21 protein-coding genes and 1 pseudogene are annotated in these 23,251 nt (G+C 63.4%); 18 read left to right on the plus strand and 4 right to left on the minus strand.

The window, feature by feature from the left end:
* Nucleotides 1-155 precede the first annotated feature (155 nt).
* The 18 genes and pseudogenes from EJB06_RS06775 to EJB06_RS06860 all read left to right on the plus strand — a co-directional run bounded on the left by EJB06_RS06775 (nucleotide 156) and on the right by EJB06_RS06860 (nucleotide 20,062).
* On the plus strand, nucleotides 156-2,834 hold the full coding sequence (locus EJB06_RS06775; protein ID WP_126073248.1) for a bifunctional acetate--CoA ligase family protein/GNAT family N-acetyltransferase: 2,679 nt from the start codon (nucleotides 156-158) through the stop codon (nucleotides 2,832-2,834).
* A gap of 54 nt (nucleotides 2,835-2,888) precedes the next feature.
* A complete protein-coding gene (locus EJB06_RS06780) occupies nucleotides 2,889-3,533 on the plus strand; it encodes a hypothetical protein (RefSeq protein WP_126073249.1) in 645 nt (214 codons plus the stop codon).
* On the plus strand, nucleotides 3,530-3,655 hold the full coding sequence (locus EJB06_RS32855) for a hypothetical protein (protein WP_267876892.1): 126 nt from the start codon (nucleotides 3,530-3,532) through the stop codon (nucleotides 3,653-3,655). The genes EJB06_RS06780 and EJB06_RS32855 overlap by 4 nt, the downstream gene beginning before the upstream one ends.
* A 589-nt stretch (nucleotides 3,656-4,244) precedes the next feature.
* Nucleotides 4,245-5,579: a DUF262 domain-containing protein gene (locus EJB06_RS06785; protein WP_229426962.1), complete on the plus strand. Its 1,335-nt coding sequence runs from the start codon at nucleotides 4,245-4,247 to the stop codon at nucleotides 5,577-5,579.
* A gap of 8 nt (nucleotides 5,580-5,587) precedes the next feature.
* Nucleotides 5,588-6,253 (plus strand): MAE_28990/MAE_18760 family HEPN-like nuclease, encoded by a 666-nt coding sequence (locus EJB06_RS06790; RefSeq protein WP_126073250.1) that lies wholly within the window; start codon nucleotides 5,588-5,590, stop codon nucleotides 6,251-6,253.
* A gap of 262 nt (nucleotides 6,254-6,515) precedes the next feature.
* Nucleotides 6,516-7,545 (plus strand): annotated as a pseudogene (locus EJB06_RS06800) (IS5 family transposase).
* A gap of 492 nt (nucleotides 7,546-8,037) precedes the next feature.
* A complete protein-coding gene (locus EJB06_RS06805; RefSeq protein WP_126073252.1) occupies nucleotides 8,038-9,645 on the plus strand; it encodes a methyl-accepting chemotaxis protein in 1,608 nt (535 codons plus the stop codon).
* 63 nt (nucleotides 9,646-9,708) lie between these two features.
* Nucleotides 9,709-11,139: an oxygen-independent coproporphyrinogen III oxidase gene (hemN, locus tag EJB06_RS06810; RefSeq protein WP_126073253.1), complete on the plus strand. Its 1,431-nt coding sequence runs from the start codon at nucleotides 9,709-9,711 to the stop codon at nucleotides 11,137-11,139.
* 10 nt (nucleotides 11,140-11,149) lie between these two features.
* Nucleotides 11,150-11,917 carry a sulfite exporter TauE/SafE family protein gene (locus EJB06_RS06815; RefSeq protein WP_126073254.1) on the plus strand — a complete coding sequence of 256 codons (768 nt, stop codon included), beginning with the start codon at nucleotides 11,150-11,152 and terminating at the stop codon, nucleotides 11,915-11,917.
* On the plus strand, nucleotides 11,914-14,319 hold the full coding sequence (locus tag EJB06_RS06820; RefSeq protein ID WP_126073255.1) for a heavy metal translocating P-type ATPase: 2,406 nt from the start codon (nucleotides 11,914-11,916) through the stop codon (nucleotides 14,317-14,319). The genes EJB06_RS06815 and EJB06_RS06820 overlap by 4 nt, the downstream gene beginning before the upstream one ends.
* Entirely contained in the window at nucleotides 14,319-14,531 is a 213-nt protein-coding gene (gene ccoS, locus EJB06_RS06825) for a cbb3-type cytochrome oxidase assembly protein CcoS (RefSeq protein WP_126073256.1), read from the plus strand. The genes EJB06_RS06820 and ccoS overlap by 1 nt, the downstream gene beginning before the upstream one ends.
* 88 nt (nucleotides 14,532-14,619) lie before the next feature.
* Nucleotides 14,620-16,047: a cytochrome-c oxidase, cbb3-type subunit I gene (ccoN, locus tag EJB06_RS06830; RefSeq protein ID WP_126073257.1), complete on the plus strand. Its 1,428-nt coding sequence runs from the start codon at nucleotides 14,620-14,622 to the stop codon at nucleotides 16,045-16,047.
* A 14-nt stretch (nucleotides 16,048-16,061) separates the two neighbouring features.
* Complete coding sequence (gene ccoO / locus EJB06_RS06835) at nucleotides 16,062-16,676, plus strand: cytochrome-c oxidase, cbb3-type subunit II (RefSeq protein ID WP_126073258.1); 615 nt, start codon at nucleotides 16,062-16,064, stop codon at nucleotides 16,674-16,676.
* A gap of 1 nt (nucleotide 16,677) precedes the next feature.
* Nucleotides 16,678-16,887: a cbb3-type cytochrome oxidase subunit 3 gene (locus EJB06_RS06840; RefSeq protein WP_126073259.1), complete on the plus strand. Its 210-nt coding sequence runs from the start codon at nucleotides 16,678-16,680 to the stop codon at nucleotides 16,885-16,887.
* Nucleotides 16,880-17,818, plus strand: coding sequence for a cytochrome-c oxidase, cbb3-type subunit III (gene ccoP, locus EJB06_RS06845; protein WP_126073260.1), 939 nt, complete (start codon nucleotides 16,880-16,882; stop codon nucleotides 17,816-17,818). The genes EJB06_RS06840 and ccoP overlap by 8 nt, the downstream gene beginning before the upstream one ends.
* Nucleotides 17,815-19,218, plus strand: coding sequence for a cytochrome c oxidase accessory protein CcoG (ccoG, locus tag EJB06_RS06850; RefSeq protein ID WP_126073261.1), 1,404 nt, complete (start codon nucleotides 17,815-17,817; stop codon nucleotides 19,216-19,218). The genes ccoP and ccoG overlap by 4 nt, the downstream gene beginning before the upstream one ends.
* A 62-nt stretch (nucleotides 19,219-19,280) precedes the next feature.
* Complete coding sequence (locus tag EJB06_RS06855; RefSeq protein ID WP_126073262.1) at nucleotides 19,281-19,814, plus strand: FixH family protein; 534 nt, start codon at nucleotides 19,281-19,283, stop codon at nucleotides 19,812-19,814.
* Between the two features lie 14 nt (nucleotides 19,815-19,828).
* Nucleotides 19,829-20,062, plus strand: a complete 234-nt coding sequence (locus EJB06_RS06860; RefSeq protein WP_229426964.1) for a hypothetical protein — start codon at nucleotides 19,829-19,831, stop codon at nucleotides 20,060-20,062.
* A 28-nt stretch (nucleotides 20,063-20,090) separates the two neighbouring features.
* Here the strand turns inward: EJB06_RS06860 and fnr are convergent, their stop codons facing one another.
* From fnr to EJB06_RS06875, 4 genes are all read right to left on the minus strand, one after another.
* Nucleotides 20,091-20,858, minus strand: a complete 768-nt coding sequence (fnr, locus tag EJB06_RS06865; RefSeq protein WP_126073263.1) for a fumarate/nitrate reduction transcriptional regulator Fnr — start codon at nucleotides 20,856-20,858, stop codon at nucleotides 20,091-20,093.
* Between the two features lie 186 nt (nucleotides 20,859-21,044).
* Nucleotides 21,045-22,292, minus strand: a complete 1,248-nt coding sequence (gene rhlE1 / locus EJB06_RS06870) for an RNA helicase RhlE1 (RefSeq protein WP_126073264.1) — start codon at nucleotides 22,290-22,292, stop codon at nucleotides 21,045-21,047.
* Nucleotides 22,293-22,364: 72 nt separating this feature from the next.
* Nucleotides 22,365-22,490, minus strand: a complete 126-nt coding sequence (locus tag EJB06_RS32860; protein WP_267876893.1) for a hypothetical protein — start codon at nucleotides 22,488-22,490, stop codon at nucleotides 22,365-22,367.
* 85 nt (nucleotides 22,491-22,575) lie between these two features.
* Nucleotides 22,576-23,247, minus strand: coding sequence for a hypothetical protein (locus EJB06_RS06875; protein ID WP_126073265.1), 672 nt, complete (start codon nucleotides 23,245-23,247; stop codon nucleotides 22,576-22,578).
* Between the last annotated feature and the right edge of the window lie 4 nt (nucleotides 23,248-23,251).

The raw sequence follows: 23,251 nt of genomic DNA on the forward strand, positions 1-23,251 counted from the left end.
GATAGCCAAGCGTAGGCCCAAGCACGGCGCGCGTCCAGCAGTGTTCTGCGGGCGCAAACCTTTGTTATATAAAATTTGATGCACATCAAGCCAGGGGGCGCGAGCGCCATCTACGCTTTGCGCCCATCGCCAAGCCGAATCGAAAAGGGATCATCATGAGCGTCAGGAACCTGCACCAGTTGTTCGCGCCGGCGTCGGTCGCCATCATCGGGGCGTCGGCGCGACCGCACAGCGTCGGCGCGACGGTGCTGCGCAACGTCATCGAGGGCGGCTTCGGCGGCGCGATCTGGCCGGTCAATCCCAAGTACGACAGCCTGGCCGGACTGCGCGTCTACGCGCGCGTGTCGCAGCTGCCGGCGGCGCCCGACCTGGCCATCATCTGCACGCCGCCGGCCACGGTGCCGCAGCTGGTGCGCCAGCTGGGCGAGGCGGGCACGCGCGCGGCCATCATCCTGACCGCCGGCCTGGGCGCCATGCACGATGCGCATGGGCGCAGCCTGCGCCAGGCCGCGCTCGACGCCGCCAGACCGTACGTGCTGCGCCTGCTGGGGCCGAACTGCGTCGGCCTGCTGGTGCCCGGCATCGGCCTGAACGCCAGCTTCGCGCATACCGCCGCGCTGCCGGGCAAGATCGCCTTCGTGTCGCAATCGGGCGCGCTGGTGACGGGCGTGCTCGATTGGGCCAGGTCGCGCGGGATCGGCTTTTCCAAGTTCATTTCGCTGGGCGACAGCGCCGACATCGACTTCGGCGACCTGCTCGACTACCTGGCCAGCGATCCCGGCACCAGCGCCATCCTGCTGTACATGGAAGACGTGCGCCACGCGCGCAAGTTCATGTCGGCCGCGCGCGCCGCCGCGCGCAGCAAGCCGACGCTGGTGCTCAAGGCGGGCAGGGTGGCCGAAGGCGCCAGGGCGGCCGCCTCGCACACCGGCGCGCTGGCCGGTTCGGACGACGTCTACGACGCCGCGATCCGGCGCGCCGGCATGCTGCGCGTGCTCGGCACCGAAGACCTGTTCGCCGCCGTCGCCACCCTGGCGCATGCGCGCCCGCTGTTCGGCGAGCGCCTGGCCATCCTGACCAACGGCGGCGGCCCGGGCGTGATGGCGACCGACGCCGTGGTCAGCGCCAAGGGCAGCATGGCGCAGCTGGGCCCCGACACCCTGAGCCGCCTGGATGCCGTGCTGCCGTCCACCTGGTCGCACGCCAACCCGGTCGACATCATCGGCGACGCCCCGGCGCAGCGCTATGTCGACGCGCTCGAGATCCTGCTCAGGGATCCGCAGGCCGACGCCATCCTGTTCATCCACGCGCCGACCGCCATCGTGCCCAGCGCCGAGATTGCGCGCGCGATCGCCCCGATCGCCAGGGCATCCTCGCGCAACATCCTGGCCTGCTGGCTGGGCGGCGATGCGGTGGCCGAGGCGCGCGCGATCTTCACCGACGCCGGCATCCCCAGCTTCGGCACGCCCGAGGAAGCGGTCGGCGCCTGGCTGCAGATCGTGCAGTACCGGCGCAACCAGAACCTGCTGATGCAGGTGCCGCCGGCCGCGTGCGACGACGGCGCGAGCGACCCGCAGGCGGCGCGCGTGCTGGTGCGCCGGGCGTTGGCGGAAGGGCGCACGCTGCTGAGCGAGCCGGAAACCAAGTCGGTGCTGGCCGCCTACGGCGTGGCGGTGGTGCGCACGCGCAGCACGGCATCGGTGGACGAGGCGGTGGCGGCGGCCGAGGCGATCGGCTTTCCGGTGGCGCTCAAGATCGTCTCGCCCGACATCACCCACAAGAGCGACATGGGCGGCGTGGCGCTCGACCTGGAAGACGCCGAGGCGGTGCGCGCGGTGGCGCTGCGCATGAACAAGCGCCTGGCCGAACTGCGGCCGGACGCGCGCCTCGAAGGCTTTTCGGTGCAGGAGATGGCGCGCCGTCCCGAGGCGCACGAACTGATCATCGGCGTGGCGACCGACCCGGTGTTCGGGCCGGTGATCCTGTTCGGCCAGGGCGGGATCGCGGTCGAAGTCACGGCCGACCATGCGGTGGCGCTGCCGCCGCTGAACGTGGTGCTGGCGCGCGACCTGATCTCGCGCACGCGCGTGGCCAAGCTGCTGGCCGGCTACCGCAACCGGCCGCCCGCCAATATGGACGCCATCATCGCCACCCTGATGCGCATCTCGCACATGGTGGCCGACCTGCCGGAACTGGTGGAACTCGACATCAATCCGCTGCTGGTCGACAGCGAGGGCGCGCTGGCGCTCGATGCGCGCATGCGGGTGGCCATCGCCGACCACTCGGCCAGCACCCTGGACCGGCTGGCGATCCGTCCCTATCCGCGCGAGCTGGAAGAGCGCATCGACTGGAACGGCGAAGCGCTCCTGCTGCGCCCGATCCAGCCCGAGGACGGCCCGGCCCATGTGGCGTTTTTCAATGCGCTCTCCGACGACGATGTGCGCTACCGCATGTTCGTGCGCGTGCGCGAGCTCAATGCCTCGCAGCTGGCGCGCTTCACCCAGATCGATTACGACCGCGAGATGGCCTTCATCGCCACCCGCCCGGGCGCCGATGGCGTGAACGAAACGCTGGGCGTGGCGCGGGTGGTGTGCGACCCCGATAACATCGCCGCCGAATTCGCGGTCACGGTGCGCTCCGACCTGAAAGGGCATGGCCTCGGGCAGGTGCTGATGGAAAAACTGATCGCCTACTGCCGCAGCCGCGGCACGCGCGAAATCGTCGGCGAGGCGCTGCCGCAGAACACCCGCATCACCAAGCTGGCGAAGAAGCTCGGATTCGAGATCAGCAAGGCGGCCGAAGATGGTTCGGTGCATATGCGGCTGCCCTTGTAGCGGCGGCGTTACAATCGCCGCTTTGCTTGTCGCACAAGCGTTACCGGAACCTTTATGACCTCGATAGAATCGACCAGCGCCGTGCTGAACGAAGGCATGCACCGCTTCGACCAGCTGCCCGGCGCGAGCGCCAGCATCATTGCCGACGCGGCCCTGAGCGATATCCGCCTGCGCCCGACCAGCGCTAATTTCCTGTTTTTCGGCTGGATCGGCATGGCGGGTGCGGTGGCCCTGGTGGTGGGCGCAGTAACGATGGCCCAGGTCTTGCCGGCGTGGCTGGCGCGCTCGGGTATCGTTGTCAGCCGCGATGCACTCCTGGTGCCGGTGCTGATCGGCGTGATTGCCGGGGCCTGGATCGCGACCATTCGGTACGCCAGGTGGCAGACCGAGAGGCGGCTTGCCGCCTTGAGCGCGCCGCAGCAGCGCGCGCGCGAAGCCGTGGCGGCGCTGCGCGCCAGCCTGCCGCCTGAACTGTCGTTACTGGGCCAGAACCTGCAATCGGCGTCCGAGCGCATGCTCAAGGTGTATGCGACCGGGAATGCCGGACTGGGGCACCGACTTTCGTCGACGCTGCACGACGTCTTTTCCTCGGCTGCTTTCGTGGCGCTGGGCGCGGCGTCGCCGGTGCTGGACCGGCGCCTTGAGGAACTGCGCGAGGCGCTGGCCGTGCTGGTGCACGCCAGGGAGCGCGCGGCATGACGAGCGCTCGTGCCTTGCTGCCTGCGTCGATGCTGGCCGCCACCGGCAGCGTGCGCGCCGACGTGCTGCTCACGCCCTCGTTCCATCGTGCGCATCGACGACGATTGCGCCACGATTTGTGACTACACTAATTGCCGGAAGATGAAAGTCGCTGCGACCGATCGCAAGACCGACGCGGTCTGCTCCTGCTGCCAATTTCATGGAAAAGCGCGACTGCATGATAAAAAGCACGACTGACCCAGACGGAAAGATTTCGGTATGCAATTCTGTTGAGGTACACTGGTCTTGTCGAACTTCCGATTTCGGCCAGAACCGAACATTTGTCCAATGTCACCTTCGGCCAGCTACAGATTTTACTGTCGAAATAGGTCTCAGTACGAAGGTTAAGGTCATCTCGTTATACACATCTTTTCCCGCTTAGCGCCATTTCAGCCCGGAGCGGAGATTTTCATGATGTTTCGCCTAAAAATTAGGCAAAATACGGATATTTTGGTATCAAACGCACCGATTTTCCGCACATTCCATATCGGTGGAGCCCCAGGGTTGTCGGCTGCAAGCCATTGATTTTATTAGTAAAAAAAGATGTGTATAACGACATGGGTTAAGGTTTGAAGTTGCAGCAGCTTCAGAGCAAGTCGCTGAGGTAAAGCGCTTTCAAATTGGCCACAATTAGTTCATACTCAGAAAAAATTTTTAGATTTGACGCGATTGTTGAATAAAAAAATTTTGGAAATGATTTCCTCCTTCCTATCTTGCGCTATTCCAACCACGACCATGACTATAACTAAGACTGCAACTAAGACTGCAACTAAGGCTACAGCTAAGGCTGCAACTAAGAATAAAGTTGATATTGATGCCAAGAAAAATTCTCTATTACTTAAGAGTGCCGTGGATAAAAAGAGGCGCGAGATTTCATCTGACAATATATCAATGTCGATTGGTGAAATTCTTAATCTATACCGCGATGACGAGTTGGATATTCATCCAGAGTTCCAAAGGGTTTTCCGCTGGTTACCTGAGCAGAAATCTCGACTTATTGAGTCTCTTTTATTAGGGATTCCATTGCCGCCAATTTATGTCGCGACTAACGATGGAGGACAATGGGAAGTAATCGACGGTGTTCAGCGGCTATCAACAATATTTGAGTTTATGGGTGAGTTGTTTGGCCCAAAAGAAAAGTCGGATGAATTGGAAAAAAAGGCATCATTTAAACTTTCGGCCACGAAGCATCTGCCAGAGCTAGACAAAATGTTGTTTTCCTCATTGGATCAAGCCTTGCGGTTAGAATTCAAGCGGACACGACTAGATGTAAAAGTGCTTTCAAGGGATTCGCTTGGCAACAACAAAGGAAAATTTGATCTTTTTGAAAGGTTAAATACCTATGGGCAACCACTTTCACCACAAGAACTTCGAAACTGTGTATTAGTCAGCCTCAATCCAGAGAGATTTAGGTGGCTTAAAAAATTGTCTGAGGATCAAAATTTTCGTAATTGCACATTACTTAGTGATTCTCAAATGCAAGAGCGCTATGACATGGATTTAGCCTTACGTTTTTTAACTTTACGTGAGCCAAAAGCAATTAATGTTGTAGTGGATGTTCATGATTTTTTACGTGAGCGCATGGAGGAAATCGCCCTCGATGAATCTTACGACCAAGAAGCCGCTGCGACGACTTTTCATGAGGTCTTTGAATTTTTGGAGAAGTCTGTCGGGTCAGATGCATTCCGGTCTTGGAGTGCTGATAAAGGCTTCCGTGGTGGATTTTCCTTAGGTGGCTACGAGGGAATTGCAATCATCATTGGACGTCATTGGACGAAAGTTAGACGAAAAAAATCATCATTTGATGTGAAGAAATTCATTGAGACAGTGTGGAGTCAGCCCGAGTATAACAAGAGCTTTTCGGGACTGCGTGCACGTGAACGAATGCTGAGAGTGATGCCGGTAGCGGAACGAGTTATTAATGAGTTTTTAAAAGTTGGGTCTTCTTCTGCGCCTGCTAATTCACTAGCCGTTAAAAAGGCTCCCTCAGTAGTTAAGAAAAAATAGGTTTAAGTATGGAAAGTCTAGCGGATTTTCAAAATAAACTGCACAGGGAGCTAGCGTGGCGAAAGCGCGAAGTTAGTGATTATCGTGCTCTGGTGAGAAATGCAGATGATTCAGCAAACCATATATTTAGATCCACACAGGTAATGCTTTGTGCTCATTGGGAAGGTTTTTTAAAAAAGGCAGTTAGCCTCTATTTGAAACATGTGTTTTCTCAGGATTTGTCGTTGCGGAAATTAAGGCCGGAGCTAATTGCTGTTGCGTTTTATGGAGACGTAATAAAAGCAGCCGAGGCAAAATACCCTGGAAGTGAGTTGAACCATGTATCGTTGGCCAAAATAATTGTGGCAGCGATTGATAAAAAGGTCTTTAGTTCTAATACTGCGTGGAATGTTAATACTGAGGGAAATCCAGGCACTGATGTGGTTGATAAGATTTTAAGATCTGCTGGACTTAATAACCAGATAGGATTTGACGAAGCAGCATGGAGTACCACTAAGGTATTCATAAATGAACAGTTGGTCGCAGACCGTCATGCTATAGCTCATGGTCAGATGAGGGTCTTGAGTAAGGATGCAATGTTGGAACGTAGCGAGCGGTTGCTTCGCTTGTTGGATCATCTGAATGATCATCTCTATGAAGCAGCCACTGAGCGAAAATACGTATTAACTTCCTAGTCAATTTTTTTTTACGGAAATTTACTAATTTGTGTTTTGCAAGTTTTTAATTTTGCGATGGTCTGCTTTGGGGCGAAGCGGCCAGTCAAACGGCAGCCCTTAGCAGCTGCCATGTGTACGACTCTCCAATTTTGTTACTCGATTTCATGTGTGTGCGAATCCAGTCACGCTATTTCATGCGGCCGGTCGCATTATTTGGGGCACCTCGAAAAACCAACCCAGCCGTGGCATCATGGCGGCTCCACGTTGCTGACCTAATTTCATGATCAAGACGAGTCTGTTTGCCGACCAAGAACGAGAAGCCAAGCTGAACGAGCTCGGTGATGCGCTCAAGGTGATGGAGCAGCATGTCGACTTCGTCGCGCTTGCCGATGCGGTTTACGAAGCAGCTCCGCGCCTCAGCCGCGAACGCGGCGGGCGTCCCCCGTTCCCGACCGAACTGATGGTTCGCGGGTTCGCGTTCTGCTTATCCAGCAGCTGTTCAACCTGAGCGACGAGCAAGTGGAATTCCAGTTGCTCGACCGCCTGAGCTTCCAGCGCTTTGTTGGATTGCGTTCCAGTAGTCAGATACCGGACCGGACAACGATCTGGAAGTTCAGGGAGCGCCTGCTCAAGGCCGGTGCCAGCGAGAGTATCTTTGACGCCGTCAACCGCCAGCTTTCCAGGCATGGCTACATTGCGCGTAGCGGTCAGATGGTCGACGCGAGCATCGTGCAGACGCCGAAGCAGTCGATGAGCAAAGAGGAAAAGGTGCTTGTTGGAGAAGGCGCCATGCCAATTGACTGGAAACCCGCAAAGCGCCGGCAGAAAGACATGGACGCGCGCTGGACCAAGAAGCATGGCAAGTCCTACTTTGGTTACAAGGTATCGGCCAATGCAGACAAGCGCTACAAGCTGGTACGCACAATCAAGATTAGCGCGGCCAGCGAGCATGATACCCTTCATTTCGAGGCGGTGCTTGACCCGTCGAATACCAACCGCGACGTCCTGCAGACAAGGGCTACGTAGATGGCGAGCGCGAGGATAGGCTGACCCGGCAGGGCTGGCGCCTGCAGATCCAGCGCAAAGGCAGCAAGGAAAAGCCAATATCGGAGACCCAGAAGCGGCGCAATACGCGCATTGCCAAGACCCGCGCGCGGATCGAGCATGTGTTTGCCGGCCTAGCCGAGATGGGGGTAAGGGCCTGCGCACGATCGGCCTAGCGCGCGACGTTGCAGCTTAATCGGAAGGTCGCCGCTTACAATGTACGGCGTCTGGTCTACTTAAAGAAGGCCAGGGTCGAGGCGTTCTGACGCCCGCAGTCCGTCCGGACTGCACAAAACGAGGTTCAGCGCCTATAAAAAAGGCCCAGAAGCGGCTCTGTCTGACATCAAAAAGCGCTACTGCGGCATCGCCGCTGGCGATTACGCGGAATTTACCGGTAATTCGAGGTGCCCTTTGGTGTAGCGCCTCTATTACCTACTGAACATCAGCCGCGTCTCCGCAAGGGCGCAACGCGCTACCACATCACCTGAGGGCCGGGCTGATCCTCACACGCGGCGGCACGACGCTGCTGCGCGAATTCGGCGAGTGGCGCTACGCGTCCGACCTGCCGTAAAGACATCCGCGCCAATCCGCCATCGCGCCATGTCAATATGTCGCAAAAAGCCACACTGCGCCCATTTTCCGCAGCCTTGCACGCCCCGTACGCCCTGCCGTTTTTGATGCAAATCAAGGATTTCAGCCCCCAAGCTCCCTAGACTCGACCTGTCAAATTAATGCTCTAGGGCAAAAGGAGTATCTCCGTGCGTAACAATCTGCCGGTAACAGGTATCGAATACGAGCTTCGCGAAGGCCAATCCATCGTCTCCAAAACGGACACGAAGGGGAGAATCACCTATGTGAATGCCTCGTTCATCGAGGTGAGCGGCTTCAGCGAGGACGAACTGATCGGCAAGCCGCACAACCTGGTGCGCCATCCCGACATGCCGCCCGAAGCCTTCGCCGACCTGTGGCGCAGCATGAAGGAAGGCCGCCCCTGGACCGGGCTGGTGAAGAACCGGCGCAAGAACGGCGACTTTTACTGGGTAGTCGCGAACGTCACCCCGGTCAAGGAGAACGGCCAGGCGGTCGGCTACATGTCGGTGCGCACGCGCCCGACGCGCGAACAGATCAAGGCCGCCGGCGAGCTGTATCAGCGTTTCAAACAAGGCAAGGCCGACGGCCTGGCGATTGTCGACGGCGGCGCCGTGCGCACCGGTCTCGCAACACGCCTGCGCGCCGCTGTCAATATGCCGATCGGTGTAAGGCTCGGCATTCTGATGGCCAGCTTGGCAACGCTGATGGCGGTGCTGGGCGTCGCGTCGGGCGGCGCCGTGACGGCTGGCCTGGGTGCGTTCGGCGCGCTGCTCGCGCTAGGCGGCTGGGTCGCGCTGCATCAGGCCATCGTGGTGCCGATGCGCCAGGCCGCCGAAGCGGTGCAGGCGCTGGCCGGCGGCGATCTGTCGATCACCGGCACCTCCGCGCGCAGCGACGACATGGGACAACTGCTGCGCGGCCTGCGCCAGGTGACGATCAACCTGCGCGCCATCATCGGCGACGTGCGCAGCAACGTCGCTTCGATCGAGACGGCCACGCGCGAAATCGCGATCGGCAATGCCGACCTGGCCGTGCGCACCGAGTCGCAGGCGTCCAGCCTCGAAGAAACCGCCTCCAGCATGGAGCAGTTCGCCGTCACCGTGGGCGACAATGCCGACCGCGCCGTGCAGGCCGACCAGCTGGTGCTGTCGGCGTCCGCCATCGCCGGCAAGGGCGGCCAGGCGGTGGCCCAGGTGGGCACCACGATGGGGCAGATCAGCGATTCGGCGGCCAAGATTGTCGATATCATCAGCCTGATTAACGGGATCGCCTTCCAGACCAACATCCTGGCGCTGAACGCCGCCGTGGAAGCGGCGCGCGCCGGCGAGCAGGGACGCGGCTTTGCCGTGGTGGCGGGCGAAGTGCGCGCGCTGGCCCAGCGCTCGGCGGCCGCCGCCAGCGACATCAAGCACCTGATCGAAGACTCGGTCGCCAAGGTCAGGAACGGCGACCGCCTGGTCGAGGAAGCCGGCGGCACCATGGCCGGCGTGGTCGAATCGGTGCAGCGCGCCACCACCATCATGGCCGACATCAAGCGCGCCAGCATGGAGCAGAGGAGCGGCATCGCCCAGGTCAACGACGCGGTGGCGCACCTGGACCAGATCACCCAGCAGAACGCGGCCCTGGTCGAGGAATCGGCCACCGCGGCGGCCAGCGTGGCCGAACAGGCGGTGCACCTGGCGCAGGCGATCTCGGTGTTCAAGTTCGGCGGCGAGAGCCGGGTGGGGCGTCCGCGTCCGCAGCAGGGCGGCGCGGGCCGACTCGGCCGTTTTTGATGCAGGTCAAGGATTTCGCACGCCCTGATCCCCTACACTCGGTCCATCGCCCAGGAGCCCACCATGCTGCATAACGTTATTCCCATCGCTAACCAGCGTTCCATCGAATTCGATGCGGACCTGATCCGCAAGTTGAGCCAGAACGGTCCGCGCTATACCTCGTATCCCACCGCCGACCGTTTCAGCGAAGCCTTCGGTTACCGCGACTACCTGCAAGCGGTGGCGGGCCTGCGCACGCGCGGCACGGTCAAGCCGCTCTCGCTGTACCTGCACATCCCGTTCTGCGAATCGGTGTGCTACTACTGCGCCTGCAACAAGATCGTTACCAAGAACCGCGACAAGGCGGTCACCTACCTGGGCTACCTGAAACGCGAAATCGAGATGCAGGGCAGGCTGTTCGCCGGCATGAACCAGATCGAGCAGCTGCACCTGGGCGGCGGCACGCCGACCTACTTCACCGACGCGCAGATGGAAGAACTGATGGAGCACCTGCGCCGCTGGTTCCAGTTCGCCCCGGACGGCACGGGCGAGTATTCGATCGAAATCGACCCGCGCACGGTCTCGCGCGAGCGCGTCCTGAGCCTGCGCCGCCAGGGCTTCAACCGGGTCAGCCTGGGCGTGCAGGATTACGATCCGGCGGTGCAGGCGGCGGTCAACCGCATCCAGCCCGAAGCCGAAACCCAGGCCATCATCGACGCCGCGCGCGAAGCGGGCTTCCGCTCGGTGAGCATCGACCTCATTTACGGCCTGCCCAAGCAGAGCGTGTTTACGATGGCGCAGACGATCGAGAAGGTGATCAAGGCCAATCCGGACCGGGTCGCCATCTATAACTATGCGCACATGCCGCACCTGTTCAAGCCGCAGCGCCGCATCAACGAAGCGGACATGCCGAGCGCCGACGAGCGGCTCGACATGCTGGGGATCGCGATCCGCAAGCTGGAGCAGGCCGGCTATGTGTACATCGGCATGGACCATTTCGCCAAGCCCGAAGACGACCTGGCCGTGGCCCAGCGCCAGGGCCGCCTGCACCGCAACTTCCAGGGCTATTCCACGCACGCCGAGATGGACCTGGTCTCGTGCGGGGTGTCGGCCATCAGCGCGGTGGCGGCCACCTACAGCCAGAACGTCAAGACGCTCGACGCATATTACGATTTGATCGACAAGAACGAGCTGCCGGTGGCGCGCGGCATCCGCCTGTCGATGGACGACGCCCTGCGCCGCACCATCATCCAGATGCTGATGTGCCATTTCGAACTGTCGATGCCGGCCATCGAGCAGGCTTACCCGATCGCGTTCGCCACGTATTTTGCGCCCGAGCTGGAACGCCTCAAGGCGCTCGAAGCCGACGGCCTGGTGACGGTCGGTCCCGAGTGGCTGTGCGTGACGCCGAAAGGGCGCCTCCTGATCCGCAACGTGTGCATGGTGTTCGACCGTTACCTGAGCCAGGCCGCGCCGGCGCCGCGCGGGGTGACCTCGTATTCGCGCACCATCTGACGGAGCGGCGGTGAGCGCACTGAATCTGATCCCGGCATTTACGGTGGGCCTGCTCGGCAGCGTCCACTGCGTCGGCATGTGCGGCGGGATCGTCAGCGCGTTTTCCGCGGCGCCCGCGGCGGCGCCCCTCGCCGCGCGTCCTTTCCCGGTGGCCGTCGTGACCGAGCGCGCCGCGCTCGATGGCGCCGCCCGTGTCCTCGCCTATAACACCGGCCGCATCGCCAGCTACATGACAGCCGGCGCGCTGGCCGGCGGACTGGCCGGCGGCGCGCGCACCCTGGCCGGACTGACCACGCTGCAGGCGGGCGGCTACTGGCTGGCCAACCTGATGCTGGTCATCCTCGGCCTGTACCTGATGGATGCCTGGCGCGGCCTGGCCAGGCTCGAGTCGCTCGGACAGGTCGTGTGGCAGCGCGCGCGTCCCCTGATGCGCTTCATCGTGCCGCTCGACAGCCCACTCAAGATGCTGGCGCTGGGCGCCCTGTGGGGCTGGCTGCCGTGCGGGATGGTCTACAGCGTCCTGATGACCGCCATGTTCACCGGCTCCGGCGCCGACGGCGCGCTGGTGATGCTGGCCTTCGGCCTCGGCACGCTGCCGATGCTGCTGGCGCTGGGCATGGCGGGCGACCGCCTGCGCGCCACCCTGCAAACGCGCGCGGTGCGCGTCGGCGCCGGCGTGCTGGTGCTGGGATTCGGCGTGCTGGGCCTGGTGCGCGCGGCCGGCGGCGGGCAGGCCGGCTGGCTCGACGCCCTGTGCATCACGGCGGGTGCCCATTGAGCGCCTTGCCTTTCGCGACCGCGTGCTACCACTGCGGCTTGCCGGTGGCGCTGGGCGCCGCCTGGTCGGTGCGCATCGACGGCCAGGCGCGCCCGATGTGCTGCCCCGGCTGCGAAGCGGTGGCCCGGGGCATCGTCGACAGCGGCTTGTCCGACTACTACCGTACCCGCAGCGCTTTTGCCGAGCGGGCCGAAGGCGTCGACCTGGTGCCGCCCGAGCTGGCGCTGTACGACAGCGCCGCCGCCGCGACCGGCGGCGAAGCGCGCGACGCCGTGTTCTCGCTCGACGGCATCCGCTGCGCCGCCTGCGTGTGGCTGATCGAACGGCGCCTGGCGCGCCTGCCCGGCGTGCGCGAGGCCCAGGTCAACGTGGCCACCGAACGCCTGCACATGACCTACGACCCCGCCGCCTGCAAGCCGAGCGACATCGTGCAGGCCCTGCGCGGGATCGGCTACAGCGCTTACCCCTACGAAGCCGCCCAGCACGGCGCGCAGCAGGAAAAAAACCGCAAGAAGCAGTTCCGCCAGCTGTTCGTGGCCGGCCTGTCGATGATGCAGGTGATGATGTACGCGCTGCCGGCCTACATTGCCGAAGACGGCACCATGGATGCGCCGATGGCCGCGCTGATGCAATGGGCCTCGCTGCTGCTGACCATTCCGGCGGTGCTGTATTCGGCCCAGCCGTTCTTCAAGGGCGCCTGGGCCAGCCTGCGCGCGCGCATGCCGGGCATGGACCTGCCGGTGGCGATCGGCATCGGCGCCGCCTTCGGGGCCAGCGTGGTGGCGACCCTGCGCGGCAGCGGCGAAGTGTATTACGACTCGGTGACGATGTTTATCTTCCTGCTGCTGGCCAGCCGCTACCTGGAGCTGATGGCGCGCCGCAAGGCCGCGCGCGCGCTGGAAGACCTGCAGCGCGCCTTGCCGGCGGCGGCCCAGCGCCTGGACGGCTGGCCCGCCTCGCGCCAGGCCAGCATGGTCGCCGCCGCCAGCCTGGCCGAGGGCGACGTGATCCTGGTCGAACCGGGCAGCGCGGTGGCCGCCGACGGCATCATCCTGGAAGGGCATACCGATGTCGACCTGGCGCTGTTGACCGGCGAGAGCCGCGCCCAGGCGCGCGTGCCGGGCGACGAGCTGCCCGGCGGCGCCATCAACACCACCCAGGCCGTCGTGCTGCGCGTGACCCGCGTGGCCAGCGACAGCACCCTGGCGCGCCTGGTCAGACTGGTGGAAAAAGCCGGCCAGGGCAAGCCGCAGATCGCCCAGTGGGCCGACAGGGTGGCCGCCTGGTTCGTGGTGGGGCTGCTGGCGCTGACGGTACTCGTATTCTTCGGCTGGCAGCTGGTCGATCCGGCGCGCGCCTGGCAGGTGGCGATCGCGGTGCTGGTGGTGTCGTGCCCGTGCGCGCTGTCGCTGGCCACGCCGACCGCGCTGGCCGCCGCCACCGACGCGCTGGTGCGGCGCGGCGTGCTGGTGGTGCAGCCGCACGTGCTGGAGACCTTGCAGCGCGCCACCCATATCGTGTTCGACAAGACCGGCACCCTGACCGAGGGCCGCCCGGTGCTGCGCCATGTGGAGCCGCTGGCCGGCATCGACCGCGCGCGCTGCCTGCAACTGGCGGCCGCGCTGGAGGCGGGCAGCGCCCATCCGCTGGCGCTGGCGATCCGCGCCGCGGCCCCCGAACAGGAACTGCGCGCCGCCGACCTGCACAGCGAAGCGGGGCAGGGCGTGGAAGGCGTTATCGACGGCGTGCGCTATCGCCTCGGGCGCGACGGCTACGCGGGCGCGGCCCCGGCGCCGCTGTGGCCGGACGTGAGCAACGTCTACCTGGGCGCCGGCGGCATCGTGCTGGCGCGCTTCGAACTGGCCGACGCGCTGCGCGCCGACGCACCCGAGGTGGTGCGGCGCTTCAGGGAGCGCGGCCAGACCGTCATCCTGTTAAGCGGCGACGACCAGGCGGTGGTCAGCCGCACCGGCGCGGCGCTCGGCATCGGCACCGCCATCGGCCAGCAGCTGCCGGAGCAAAAGCTGGCCTACGTACAGCGCTTGCAGGCGCAGGGCGCGGTGGTGGCGATGGTGGGCGACGGCATCAACGACGCCGCCGTGCTGCGCGCGGCCGATGTCTCGTTCGCCATGGGCGGCGGGGCGGCGCTGGCGCAGCTGAGCGCCGACTGCGTGCTGCTGTCGAGCCGCCTGGCGGCCCTCGACGACGCCGCCACGGGCGCGGCGCGGGCGCTGCGCATCATCCGCCAGAACCTGGCCTGGGCCAGCATCTACAACTGCGTGGCGATCCCCGCGGCGGCCTTCGGCCTGATCAATCCCTGGCTGTCGGCGGCCGGCATGTCGCTCAGTTCGGCCGTGGTTGTCGTCAACGCATTGCGCCTGCGGCGTAGCGGAGGCGCGTGATGGAATCGCTGTATCTGCTGGTCCCCTTGAGCGTCTTCATCGTCGTGCTGGCGGCGTGGATTTTCTTCGGCGCGGCCGACAGCGGCCAGTTCGACGACCTCGATGGCCCCGGCATGCGCATCCTCCTCGACGACGACGACAGCGTCGCCACGCCTCCCGCTTGCGCCAATCACGCCGCGCCAGAAAAGTCATTGCGCAACGACAAGGTGTGATTCCGGCGTTTTTGATTCACATCAAGGATTTTTGAAGCTCAGAAATTTACTCTTCTGCTGTCATCGTTGCATTCTCAGGAGAGCCTTTGTGGACAGAGCTTTAAACTACAACAACAAGATCGTCAGGTACTTCACGATCGCCACCGTCTTTTGGGGCGTCATCGGCATGCTGGTCGGCGTCTTCATCGCCGCGCAGCTGGCCTGGCCGGCCCTCAATTTCGACATCGCCTGGTTGAGCTACGGGCGCTTGCGTCCACTGCATACCAATGCTGTCATTTTTGCATTCGGCATCAACGGCCTGTTTGCGACTTCCTACTGGGTGGTGCAGCGCACCTGCCAGGTACGCCTGTTTTCGGACACCCTGTCCATGATGACCTTCTGGGGCTGGCAGGCGATCCTGATCCTGGCCACCATCACCTTGCCGATGGGTTTCACGCGCGGTAAGGAATACGCCGAGCTGGAATGGCCCATCGCGCTGCTGATCACCGTGGTCTGGGTGCTGTACGCGATCGTCTTCTTCGGCACCATCGTCAAGCGCAAGGTCAAGCACATCTACGTCGCCAACTGGTTCTTCGGCGGCTACATCCTGGCCGTCGCCATCCTCCACATCGTCAACGGCGCGGTCATGCCGGCCTCGATGTGGAAGTCCTACTCGGTCTACGCCGGGGTGCAGGACGCGATGATCCAATGGTGGTACGGCCACAATGCGGTCGGCTTCATCCTCACCGCCGGCTACCTCGGCATGGTCTACTACTTCATCCCGAAACAGGCCGAGCGTCCGGTGTACTCGTACCGCCTCTCGATCGTCCACTTCTGGGCCCTGATCTTCACCTACATGTGGGCGGGACCGCACCACCTGCACTACACCGCGCTGCCCGACTGGACCCAGTCGATCGGCATGGTGTTCTCGCTGATCCTGCTGGCGCCGTCGTGGGGCGGGATGATCAACGGGATCATGACCCTGTCGGGCGCCTGGTACAAGCTGCGTTCGGACCCGATCCTCAAGTTCCTGATCGTCTCGCTCTCGTTCTACGGCATCGCCACCTTCGAAGGCCCGATGATGTCGATCAAGACCATCAACGCGCTGTCGCACTACACCGACTGGACCGTCGCCCACGTGCACGCCGGCGCCCTCGGCTGGGTCGGATTCATTACCATGGGCTCGATCTACTACCTGATCCCGCGCCTGGCGGGCAAGAAGGAAATGTGGAGCGTGCGCCTGATCGACACCCACTTCTGGGTGGCGACCATCGGCATCGTGCTGTACATCGCCTCGATGTGGATCGCCGGCGTGATGCAGGGCCTGATGTGGCGCGCGGTCAACAGCGACGGCACCCTGACCTACACCTTCGTCGAAGGCGTCAAGGCCACCTATCCGTACTACGTGATCCGCGTCGGCGGCGGCCTGCTGTACCTGACCGGCATGCTGCTGATGGCCTTTAACACCTTCATGACGATGCGCGGCACCGTGACCGACGACTCGCGCATCCCGACCCTTTTACCTGCACACGCCTGATTCCGGAGCTTGCAATGAAATTTTCACATGAGTCTATCGAGAAGAATCCGTGGCTGCTGATCGGACTGGTTTTGCTGGTCGTATCGTTCGGCGGCCTGGTGGAAATCGTTCCCCTGTTCTTCCAGAAATCGACCACCGAACCGGTGGCCGGCCTGAAACCCTACTCGCCCCTGCGCCTGGTGGGACGCGACATCTACGTGCGTGAAGGCTGCTACAACTGCCACTCGCAGATGATCCGTCCGTTCCGCGCCGAGACCGAGCGTTACGGCCACTATTCGGTGGCCGGCGAATTCGTCTACGACCATCCGTTCCAGTGGGGCTCCAAGCGCACCGGCCCGGACCTGGCGCGTGTGGGCGGGCGCTATAGCGACGAATGGCACCGCACCCACCTGGACAATCCGCGCGACGTGGTGCCGGAGTCGAACATGCCGGGCTACCCGTGGCTGGCCAAGACCAAGTTGAACCCGGACGAGGTGATCCCGAAAATGCGCGCCCTGCAGCGCCTGGCGACGCCGTACACGGAAGAAGACATCGCCCAGGCACCGGCCGCGTTGGCCGACAAGACCGAACAGGATGCCCTGATCGCCTATTTGCAGGGCCTCGGCATCCAGATCAAAACCAGGAACTGACATGGCAATCGAACATATTTTTGACAGTGCGAGCAGCGTGATGACCGTCATCAGCTTCACCACCTTCTGCGGCATTCTGCTGTGGACCTTCGTCCTGAAGGGGCGCAAGGATTTCGAGACGCAAGCGGCGCTGCCGTTTGCCGACGACACGCGCAACGACACGCGCAACGACAGTAACCGCGACAGCGACGGGGAGAACGGTCATGGCTGATTTCACCAGCGGTTTCTGGGACCTGTACATCGTCGTCATCACCATCCTGGCGATCGTCGGCTGCGGCGTGCTGCTGTGGTCGCAGTCGACCCACACGGTCGAACCGGGCAGCGACGGCACCACCGGCCACGTCTGGGATGAAAACCTGACCGAGCTCAACACCCCGCTGCCGCGCTGGTGGATGTGGCTGTTCTACATCACCATCGTGTTCGCGCTGGCCTACCTGGTGCTGTACCCGGGCCTGGGCAGCTACGCCGGCAAGTTGGGCTGGAAGTCGAGCGGCGAGTACCAGCAGGAGCTGGCCAAGGCCGATGCCGATTACGGCCCGCTGTTCGCCAAGTATGCCAGCGAGGACCTGAAGGTGGTGGCCGCCGATCCGCAGGCGCACGCCATCGGCGAGCGCATGTTCCTGACCTACTGCGCGCAGTGCCACGGTTCCGATGCGCGCGGCAACAAGGGCTATCCCGACCTGACCGACAAGGACTGGCTGCATGGCGGCGAGCCCTCGGTGATCAAGGAAACCATCATGAAGGGCCGCACCGGCATGATGCCGCCGATGGGCGCGGCGGTCGGCTCGGAAGCGGACATCGAGAACGTGGCGCACTACGTCAAGAGCCTGTCGGGCCTGACCGCCGATCCGATCAAGGTTTCCTTCGGCAAGCCCAAGTTCGCGGCCTGCATCGCCTGCCACGGCGCCGGCGGGGTCGGCAACCAGGCCCTGGGCGCGCCCAACCTGGCCGACAAGGTCTGGCTGTACGGCGGCAGCGCCGAGACGATCATGGAGACGATCCGCAAGGGCCGCACCAACAGCATGCCGGCCTTCCACGAGTTCCTGGGCGAGTCCAAGGTGCACGTGCTGGCGGCGTATGTATGGAGCCTGTCGAACGATCCGGCCCAGCAGCCCAAGGTAGCGGAGGTAGCACCGAAATGAACGAGGCCCCCACCAAGCCGGCGGTGATCCGGATGTACGCGGCGCGCGAAGAGATTTATCCGCGCGAAGCGAAAGGACGATACGCAAGCTTGCGCTGGGCCTGCGTGTGGATCACGCAGCTGGTCTTTTACGGCCTGCCGTGGATGAACTGGAACGGCCGCCAGGCCGTCCTGTTCGACCTCGGCGCCCGCAAGTTCTACATCTTCGGCATGGTGTTGTGGCCGCAGGACTTCATCTACCTGGCGGCGCTGCTGATCGTGGCCGCCTACCTGCTGTTCCTGGTGACCGCGATCGCGGGACGGGTGTGGTGCGGCTTTGCCTGCCCGCAGACGGTGTACACCGAAATTTTCATGTGGATCGAGCGCAAGATCGAAGGCGCGCGCAGCGCCCGCATCCGCCTCGACCGCCAGCCCTGGACCGCCGACAAGCTGGCGCGCAAGACGGCCAAGCACGTGGCCTGGGGCGCGGTGGCGCTGTTTACGGGCTTCAGTTTCGTGGCTTACTTCGCGCCGGTGCGTTCGCTGCTGTCGAACATCGGCGCGTTCGCCCTGGGGCCGTGGGAATGGTTCTGGATCTTCTTCTACGCCTTCGCCACCTACGGCAATGCCGGCTGGCTGCGCGAGCAGGTGTGCAAATATATGTGCCCGTATGCGCGCTTCCAGAGCGCCATGTTCGACAAGGACACCCTGATCGTCACCTACGACCAGGAACGGGGCGAACCGCGCGGCGCGCTCAGTCCCAAGAATGCCGCCCAGGCCGCGAAAGAGAAGGGCGACTGCATCGACTGCAATATGTGCGTGCAGGTGTGCCCGACCGGGATCGACATCCGCAAGGGCCTGCAGTACGAATGCATCGGCTGCGCCGCCTGCGTCGACGCCTGCAACGGCGTGATGGACAAGATCGACCTGCCGCGCGGGCTGATCCGCTACTCGACCGACAACGCGATGGACAACAAATGGTCGGCCAGGCGCATCGGCCAGCGCATCCTGCGCACGCGGGTGATGATCTACACCGCGCTGCTGGTGCTGATCGTGGCCGGCTTCGGCACGGCGCTGGCGCTGCGCACCCCGCTCAAGCTCGACGTGATCCGCGACCGCGGATCGATGGGGCGCGAAGTGGGCGACGGCCTGATCGAAAACGTGTACCGCCTGCAGATCATGAATACGGCCGAAGCCGGGCATACCTTCCGCATCAAGGTCTCGGGCATCGATTCGGTGCGCCTGGCCACGCCGGAGGAAGCGGTGCTCGACGGCGCCAGCACCCGCGCGGTGCCGGTTCGGGTGCAGGTCGAGCGCGGCGCGGCGGCCAAGGGCTCGAACCAGATCGAATTCGAACTGACGGCGACCGACGACCCCTCGCTGACGGTGCGTGAAAAAGCCGTGTTTATCGTACCCAAGTAAGCGTACCCAAATAAGCGTGTCCGAATAATCGTGCCAAAATAGCGCAAAAAAAGGAGACTTGCATGCAAACCGCCTTACCCGTCACTCCCCCGGCCGGCCCGTGGTACAAGCACCGCTGGCCATGGCTCCTGATGCTCGGTCCCGCCATCGTGGTGGTGGCCGGCGTCAACCTCGGCTTCGTGGCCTATCGCGGCCAGGACGCCATGGTTGTCGACGACTACTACAAGAAGGGCAAGGCGATCAACCAGGACTTGCGGCGCGACCGCGCGGCCAGCGCCATGCGCCTGGCGTTCGACGCGCGCTACGACCCCGCCGGCGAAAAGCTGGCGGGGGCCCTGAGCAGCGGCGGGCAGCCCTTGAACGCGCCGTTCAGCATCCACCTGGCGCACGCCACCCAGCCCGAAAAGGACCGCAAGCTGGACGTGATTCCGGATGCGCAGGGGCGTTTTTCGGTGGCGCTGCCGATGCTCGAGCGGGCCCGCTGGCAGGTGGTGATCGAAGGCGGCAAGCGCGACTGGCGCCTGGCCGCGGCCTGGCACTGGCCGCGCGAGCAGGCGCTGGCGATCAAGGCCGATGTGCAGGAAACAGCCAACTAAACGGGGGAGTGTCGATGCGTCTTGCGATGAAAGTGTTGTGGCCCGCCTTCCTGGCGGCGATGCTGGCCGAAGGCTGTTTTTTCGCGCTGTTCGATCCGCGCGAATCGCTGCACCTGGGCGAGCTGGCCTTGTCGCCGATGGCGGTGTACACCATCGGTTTTTTCTTTTTCTGGACCTGGTGCGCGATCGCCAGCATGCTGACCTACTACCTGCTGGTGATCCCGGACGATCCGCACCCGCCGTTCTAGGGGCCGGACGCGGCTGCGGGCGCCGCCGTCACGCCATCGGGCTGCACTGCTCGGTGCCGGCGGCCAGCGCCTTGAGCATGGCCGGGTTGAGCAGGGTCAGCTCGCGCTTGTCGACGCTGATCCAGCCCTGCTTCTTGAAGCGCGACAGCAGGCGGCTGATGCTCTCGATGGTCAGGCCCAGGTAGTTGCCGATATCTTCGCGCGACATGCGCAGCTGGAAGCTGCTGGCCGAGTAGCCGCGCGCCGCATAGCGCGCCGACAGGTTGACCAGGAACACGGCGAAGCGCTGCTCCGCCCGCATGTTTCCCAGCAATAACATGACATTCTGCTCGCGCGTGATTTCCTGGCTCATGATGCGGTGGAAATGGCGCAACAGGGTGGGCACTTCGCCGAACAATTCTTCCAGGCGCGCGAACGGGATTTCGCACACTTCGCTGTCTTCCAGCGCGACCGCGTCGCAATGGTGGCGGTCGCCGCTGATGGCGTCCATGCCCAGCAGTTCGCCGGCCATCTGGAAGCCGGTGATCTGCTGCTCGCCGCCCGCGTTCACCTGGTAGGTCTTGAAGTGGCCGAAGCGGATCGCGTACAGGTTGCGGAACGGCTCGTCCATCTGGTACAGGCGCTCGTCGCGCGCGAGGCGGCGGCGCTTGCCGATGATGCTGTCCAGGCGCGAGATATCGTCGCTGTCGAGTCCCATCGGCAGGCACAGCTGGTGCATGCTGCAACCCGCACAGCTTGCCTTGAGGGCTGCGACGTTCAGCAGGGCTGCGGGAACGAATGGAAGTGGCTGTGGCATGGCATCTGACAATTTGTGGCTTGAGCCGTATGATACCCCAGTGGAACCATGGCGCACAGGCCATAAGCGGTGCAGTTGCCGTCTTTTACCCAGTACAGATGCCAGTTTTTTCGCGGCGAATTGTCATAATCGCCAGCGCCGTTGTGCAACTCCCAACAAGGCCGCGCTGGCGCTTACCCGCATCGGCTAGCGCGGGCGGAAACGCACGTCGACGTTCGACACCTCGCCGGCGACCTTGGCTTTCTTCGGCTTCTTCGGTTTTTTCAGCACTTCGCCGGCCGTATTCGTGACCGGCACCCGGTGTTCCGGCGCAAAGCCCGGTTCCTCGATCCGTTCCAGCGTCTGCCTGGTCAGGATTTCTATGGCGGCGAGCAACTGCACCTCGTCCGCACACACCAGCGAGACCGCCTCGCCCGAGGCGCCTGCGCGGCCGGTGCGGCCGGTGCGGTGGATGTAGTCCTCGGCCACGATCGGCAGGTCGAAATTGACCACCTGCGGCAAGTCGTCGATGTCCAGTCCGCGCGCGGCCACATCGGTCGCCACCAGGATCTTCGCTTCGCCCGCCTTGAAACGCTCGAGCGCGCGCAGGCGGGCCGGCTGCGGCTTGTCGCCGTGGATCGAATCGGCCGCGATGCCCTGGGCCTGCAAGGTATCGACCAGCTGGTCCACGCCCTTGCGCGTCTTGACGAATACCAGCACCTGGCCCCAGCGCTGCTTTTTCAGCAGGTGCAGGAACAGTTCCGGCTTGCGTTTCTTGTCGACCGGAACTACCCACTGGCGGATGCGCTTGACCGTGCTGTTGCGTGGACTGACCTCGATGCTGAGCGGATCGTTCAGCAGCTTGCCGGCCAGCGCCCGGATCGCGTCCGAAAAGGTGGCCGAAAACAGCAGGGTCTGGCGTTTTTTCGGCAGGGCGGCGAACACGGCGTCGAGCTCGCGCGAAAAGCCCAGGTCGAGCATGCGGTCGGCTTCGTCGAGCACCAGCGTTTCCAGCTGCTCGAACCGGACCGCGTTCTGGCGGTACAGGTCGAGCAGGCGGCCTGGCGTGGCCACCAGCACGTCGAGCCCCTTGCGCAGCTTCATCATCTGCGGATTGATGCTGACGCCGCCGTAGGCCACATGGGTGCGCAGCGGCAGGCCGGCGCCGTAGGCCCGGAAACTCTCGTGCACCTGCTCGGCCAGTTCGCGGGTCGGCACCAGCACCAGCACGCGCACCGCGTTGGCGCCGACCTGGCCCTGCAGGGTCAGGCGCTGCAGCAGGGGCAGGGCGAAGCCGGCGGTCTTGCCGGTGCCGGTCTGGGCGGCGGCCATCATGTCGCGGCCGGCCAGCACGGCGGGAATGGCTTGCGCCTGCACCGGGGTGGGCGTGCGGTAGCCGAGCGCGTCGAGCGTGCGCACGAGGGGATCGATCAGACCGAGGGTATCGAAAGACATGGGGAAGCGACCTTGCAGCAAAAGAACAAGGGCGTAGTTTACTCTGTCCGGCGCTTGCCGGGGCGCAAAAGCCTAGCGCGAGGCCGGCGCCGAGACGGTCGGCTTGGTCGGTTCGTGCTTGTCGCCGCAGCCGGCCACGGCCAGCAGCAGCATGCAGCAGGCGGCCAGCGCCGCGAGCGGGTGAGAGCGTGGTGTCATGGCGCATTCCCTTGCAAAAAGGACATGCTACCCGCAAGCACGCCCGCGCGGCGCGCTGTTGCCGCGCGCGGGTCTTAGTGGCTGCTTAGAAACGGTAGCTGATACCGGCGCGCAATACCGGGTACACCTTGTAGGCTTCGACGTCGGCTTCCATCTTCACGCGCTCGGTGGCGATGTCGCGCGCCAGCAGGGTGCAGAAGGCGGCGGTGCCGGCGCAGTTCGAATTCGTCAGGCGGCCCTTCGGATGACCCTGCCACAACGCGCCCAGGTCGGCGCTGATCTGCCACTTCTTGTCGGTGCTCAGGGCATTGCCCCAGCCGATGCCGAGGTAGGGCGCGCCCTTGTTGTACTCGATGCCGCCGTTCAGGATGCCGACCTGGTTCGCGGCATAGGTCTTGCCGTTGATGTTGAAGTTGCCGTTCGAATCCTGGCGCGCCACCATGCTGATTTTGTTGCCGTTGTACACCACGCCGCCGGTCAGGCGGAACGGGCTGTTATCGATCAGGTGCCAGTCGAACAGCACGTCGATATTCTGCAGCTTGGCCTTCATGGTGTAGCTCAGGGTGCTGGCGGTATCGTTGTATTCGCGCTGGAAATAGCTGGCGCCGAAACGGGCGTTCAGGCTTTTTTCCATTGGGAAAATCACGTGCGCGCCGACGCCGGTGGTGCCGACTTCGGCGGTGACGGCGAACTGGGCCTGGGCGCTGGTGGCGAGCAACAGGGCGGCGGCCGCCAGGACGGTATTCTTGATATACATGCAA

The organism is Massilia atriviolacea (assembly GCF_003953935.1).
GTDB lineage: Bacteria > Pseudomonadota > Gammaproteobacteria > Burkholderiales > Burkholderiaceae_D > Telluria_A > Telluria_A atriviolacea.

Excerpts from the sequence above, each read along its gene's own strand:
- EJB06_RS06840 (WP_126073259.1), top strand. The coding sequence starts at position 16,678 with ATGGCAATCGAACATATTTTTGACAGTGCGAGCAGCGTGATGACCGTC.
- rhlE1 (WP_126073264.1), bottom strand. The coding sequence starts at position 22,292 with ATGTCTTTCGATACCCTCGGTCTGATCGATCCCCTCGTGCGCACGCTC.
- ccoP (WP_126073260.1), top strand. The coding sequence starts at position 16,880 with ATGGCTGATTTCACCAGCGGTTTCTGGGACCTGTACATCGTCGTCATC.
- EJB06_RS06855 (WP_126073262.1), top strand. The coding sequence starts at position 19,281 with ATGCAAACCGCCTTACCCGTCACTCCCCCGGCCGGCCCGTGGTACAAG.
- hemN (WP_126073253.1), top strand. The coding sequence starts at position 9,709 with ATGCTGCATAACGTTATTCCCATCGCTAACCAGCGTTCCATCGAATTC.
- EJB06_RS06860 (WP_229426964.1), top strand. The coding sequence starts at position 19,829 with ATGCGTCTTGCGATGAAAGTGTTGTGGCCCGCCTTCCTGGCGGCGATG.
- fnr (WP_126073263.1), bottom strand. The coding sequence starts at position 20,858 with ATGCCACAGCCACTTCCATTCGTTCCCGCAGCCCTGCTGAACGTCGCA.
- EJB06_RS06780 (WP_126073249.1), top strand. The coding sequence starts at position 2,889 with ATGACCTCGATAGAATCGACCAGCGCCGTGCTGAACGAAGGCATGCAC.
- EJB06_RS32860 (WP_267876893.1), bottom strand. The coding sequence starts at position 22,490 with ATGACACCACGCTCTCACCCGCTCGCGGCGCTGGCCGCCTGCTGCATG.
- EJB06_RS32855 (WP_267876892.1), top strand. The coding sequence starts at position 3,530 with ATGACGAGCGCTCGTGCCTTGCTGCCTGCGTCGATGCTGGCCGCCACC.
- ccoO (WP_126073258.1), top strand. The coding sequence starts at position 16,062 with ATGAAATTTTCACATGAGTCTATCGAGAAGAATCCGTGGCTGCTGATC.
- ccoG (WP_126073261.1), top strand. The coding sequence starts at position 17,815 with ATGAACGAGGCCCCCACCAAGCCGGCGGTGATCCGGATGTACGCGGCG.
- EJB06_RS06790 (WP_126073250.1), top strand. The coding sequence starts at position 5,588 with ATGGAAAGTCTAGCGGATTTTCAAAATAAACTGCACAGGGAGCTAGCG.
- EJB06_RS06875 (WP_126073265.1), bottom strand. The coding sequence starts at position 23,247 with ATGTATATCAAGAATACCGTCCTGGCGGCCGCCGCCCTGTTGCTCGCC.
- EJB06_RS06775 (WP_126073248.1), top strand. The coding sequence starts at position 156 with ATGAGCGTCAGGAACCTGCACCAGTTGTTCGCGCCGGCGTCGGTCGCC.
- ccoS (WP_126073256.1), top strand. The coding sequence starts at position 14,319 with ATGGAATCGCTGTATCTGCTGGTCCCCTTGAGCGTCTTCATCGTCGTG.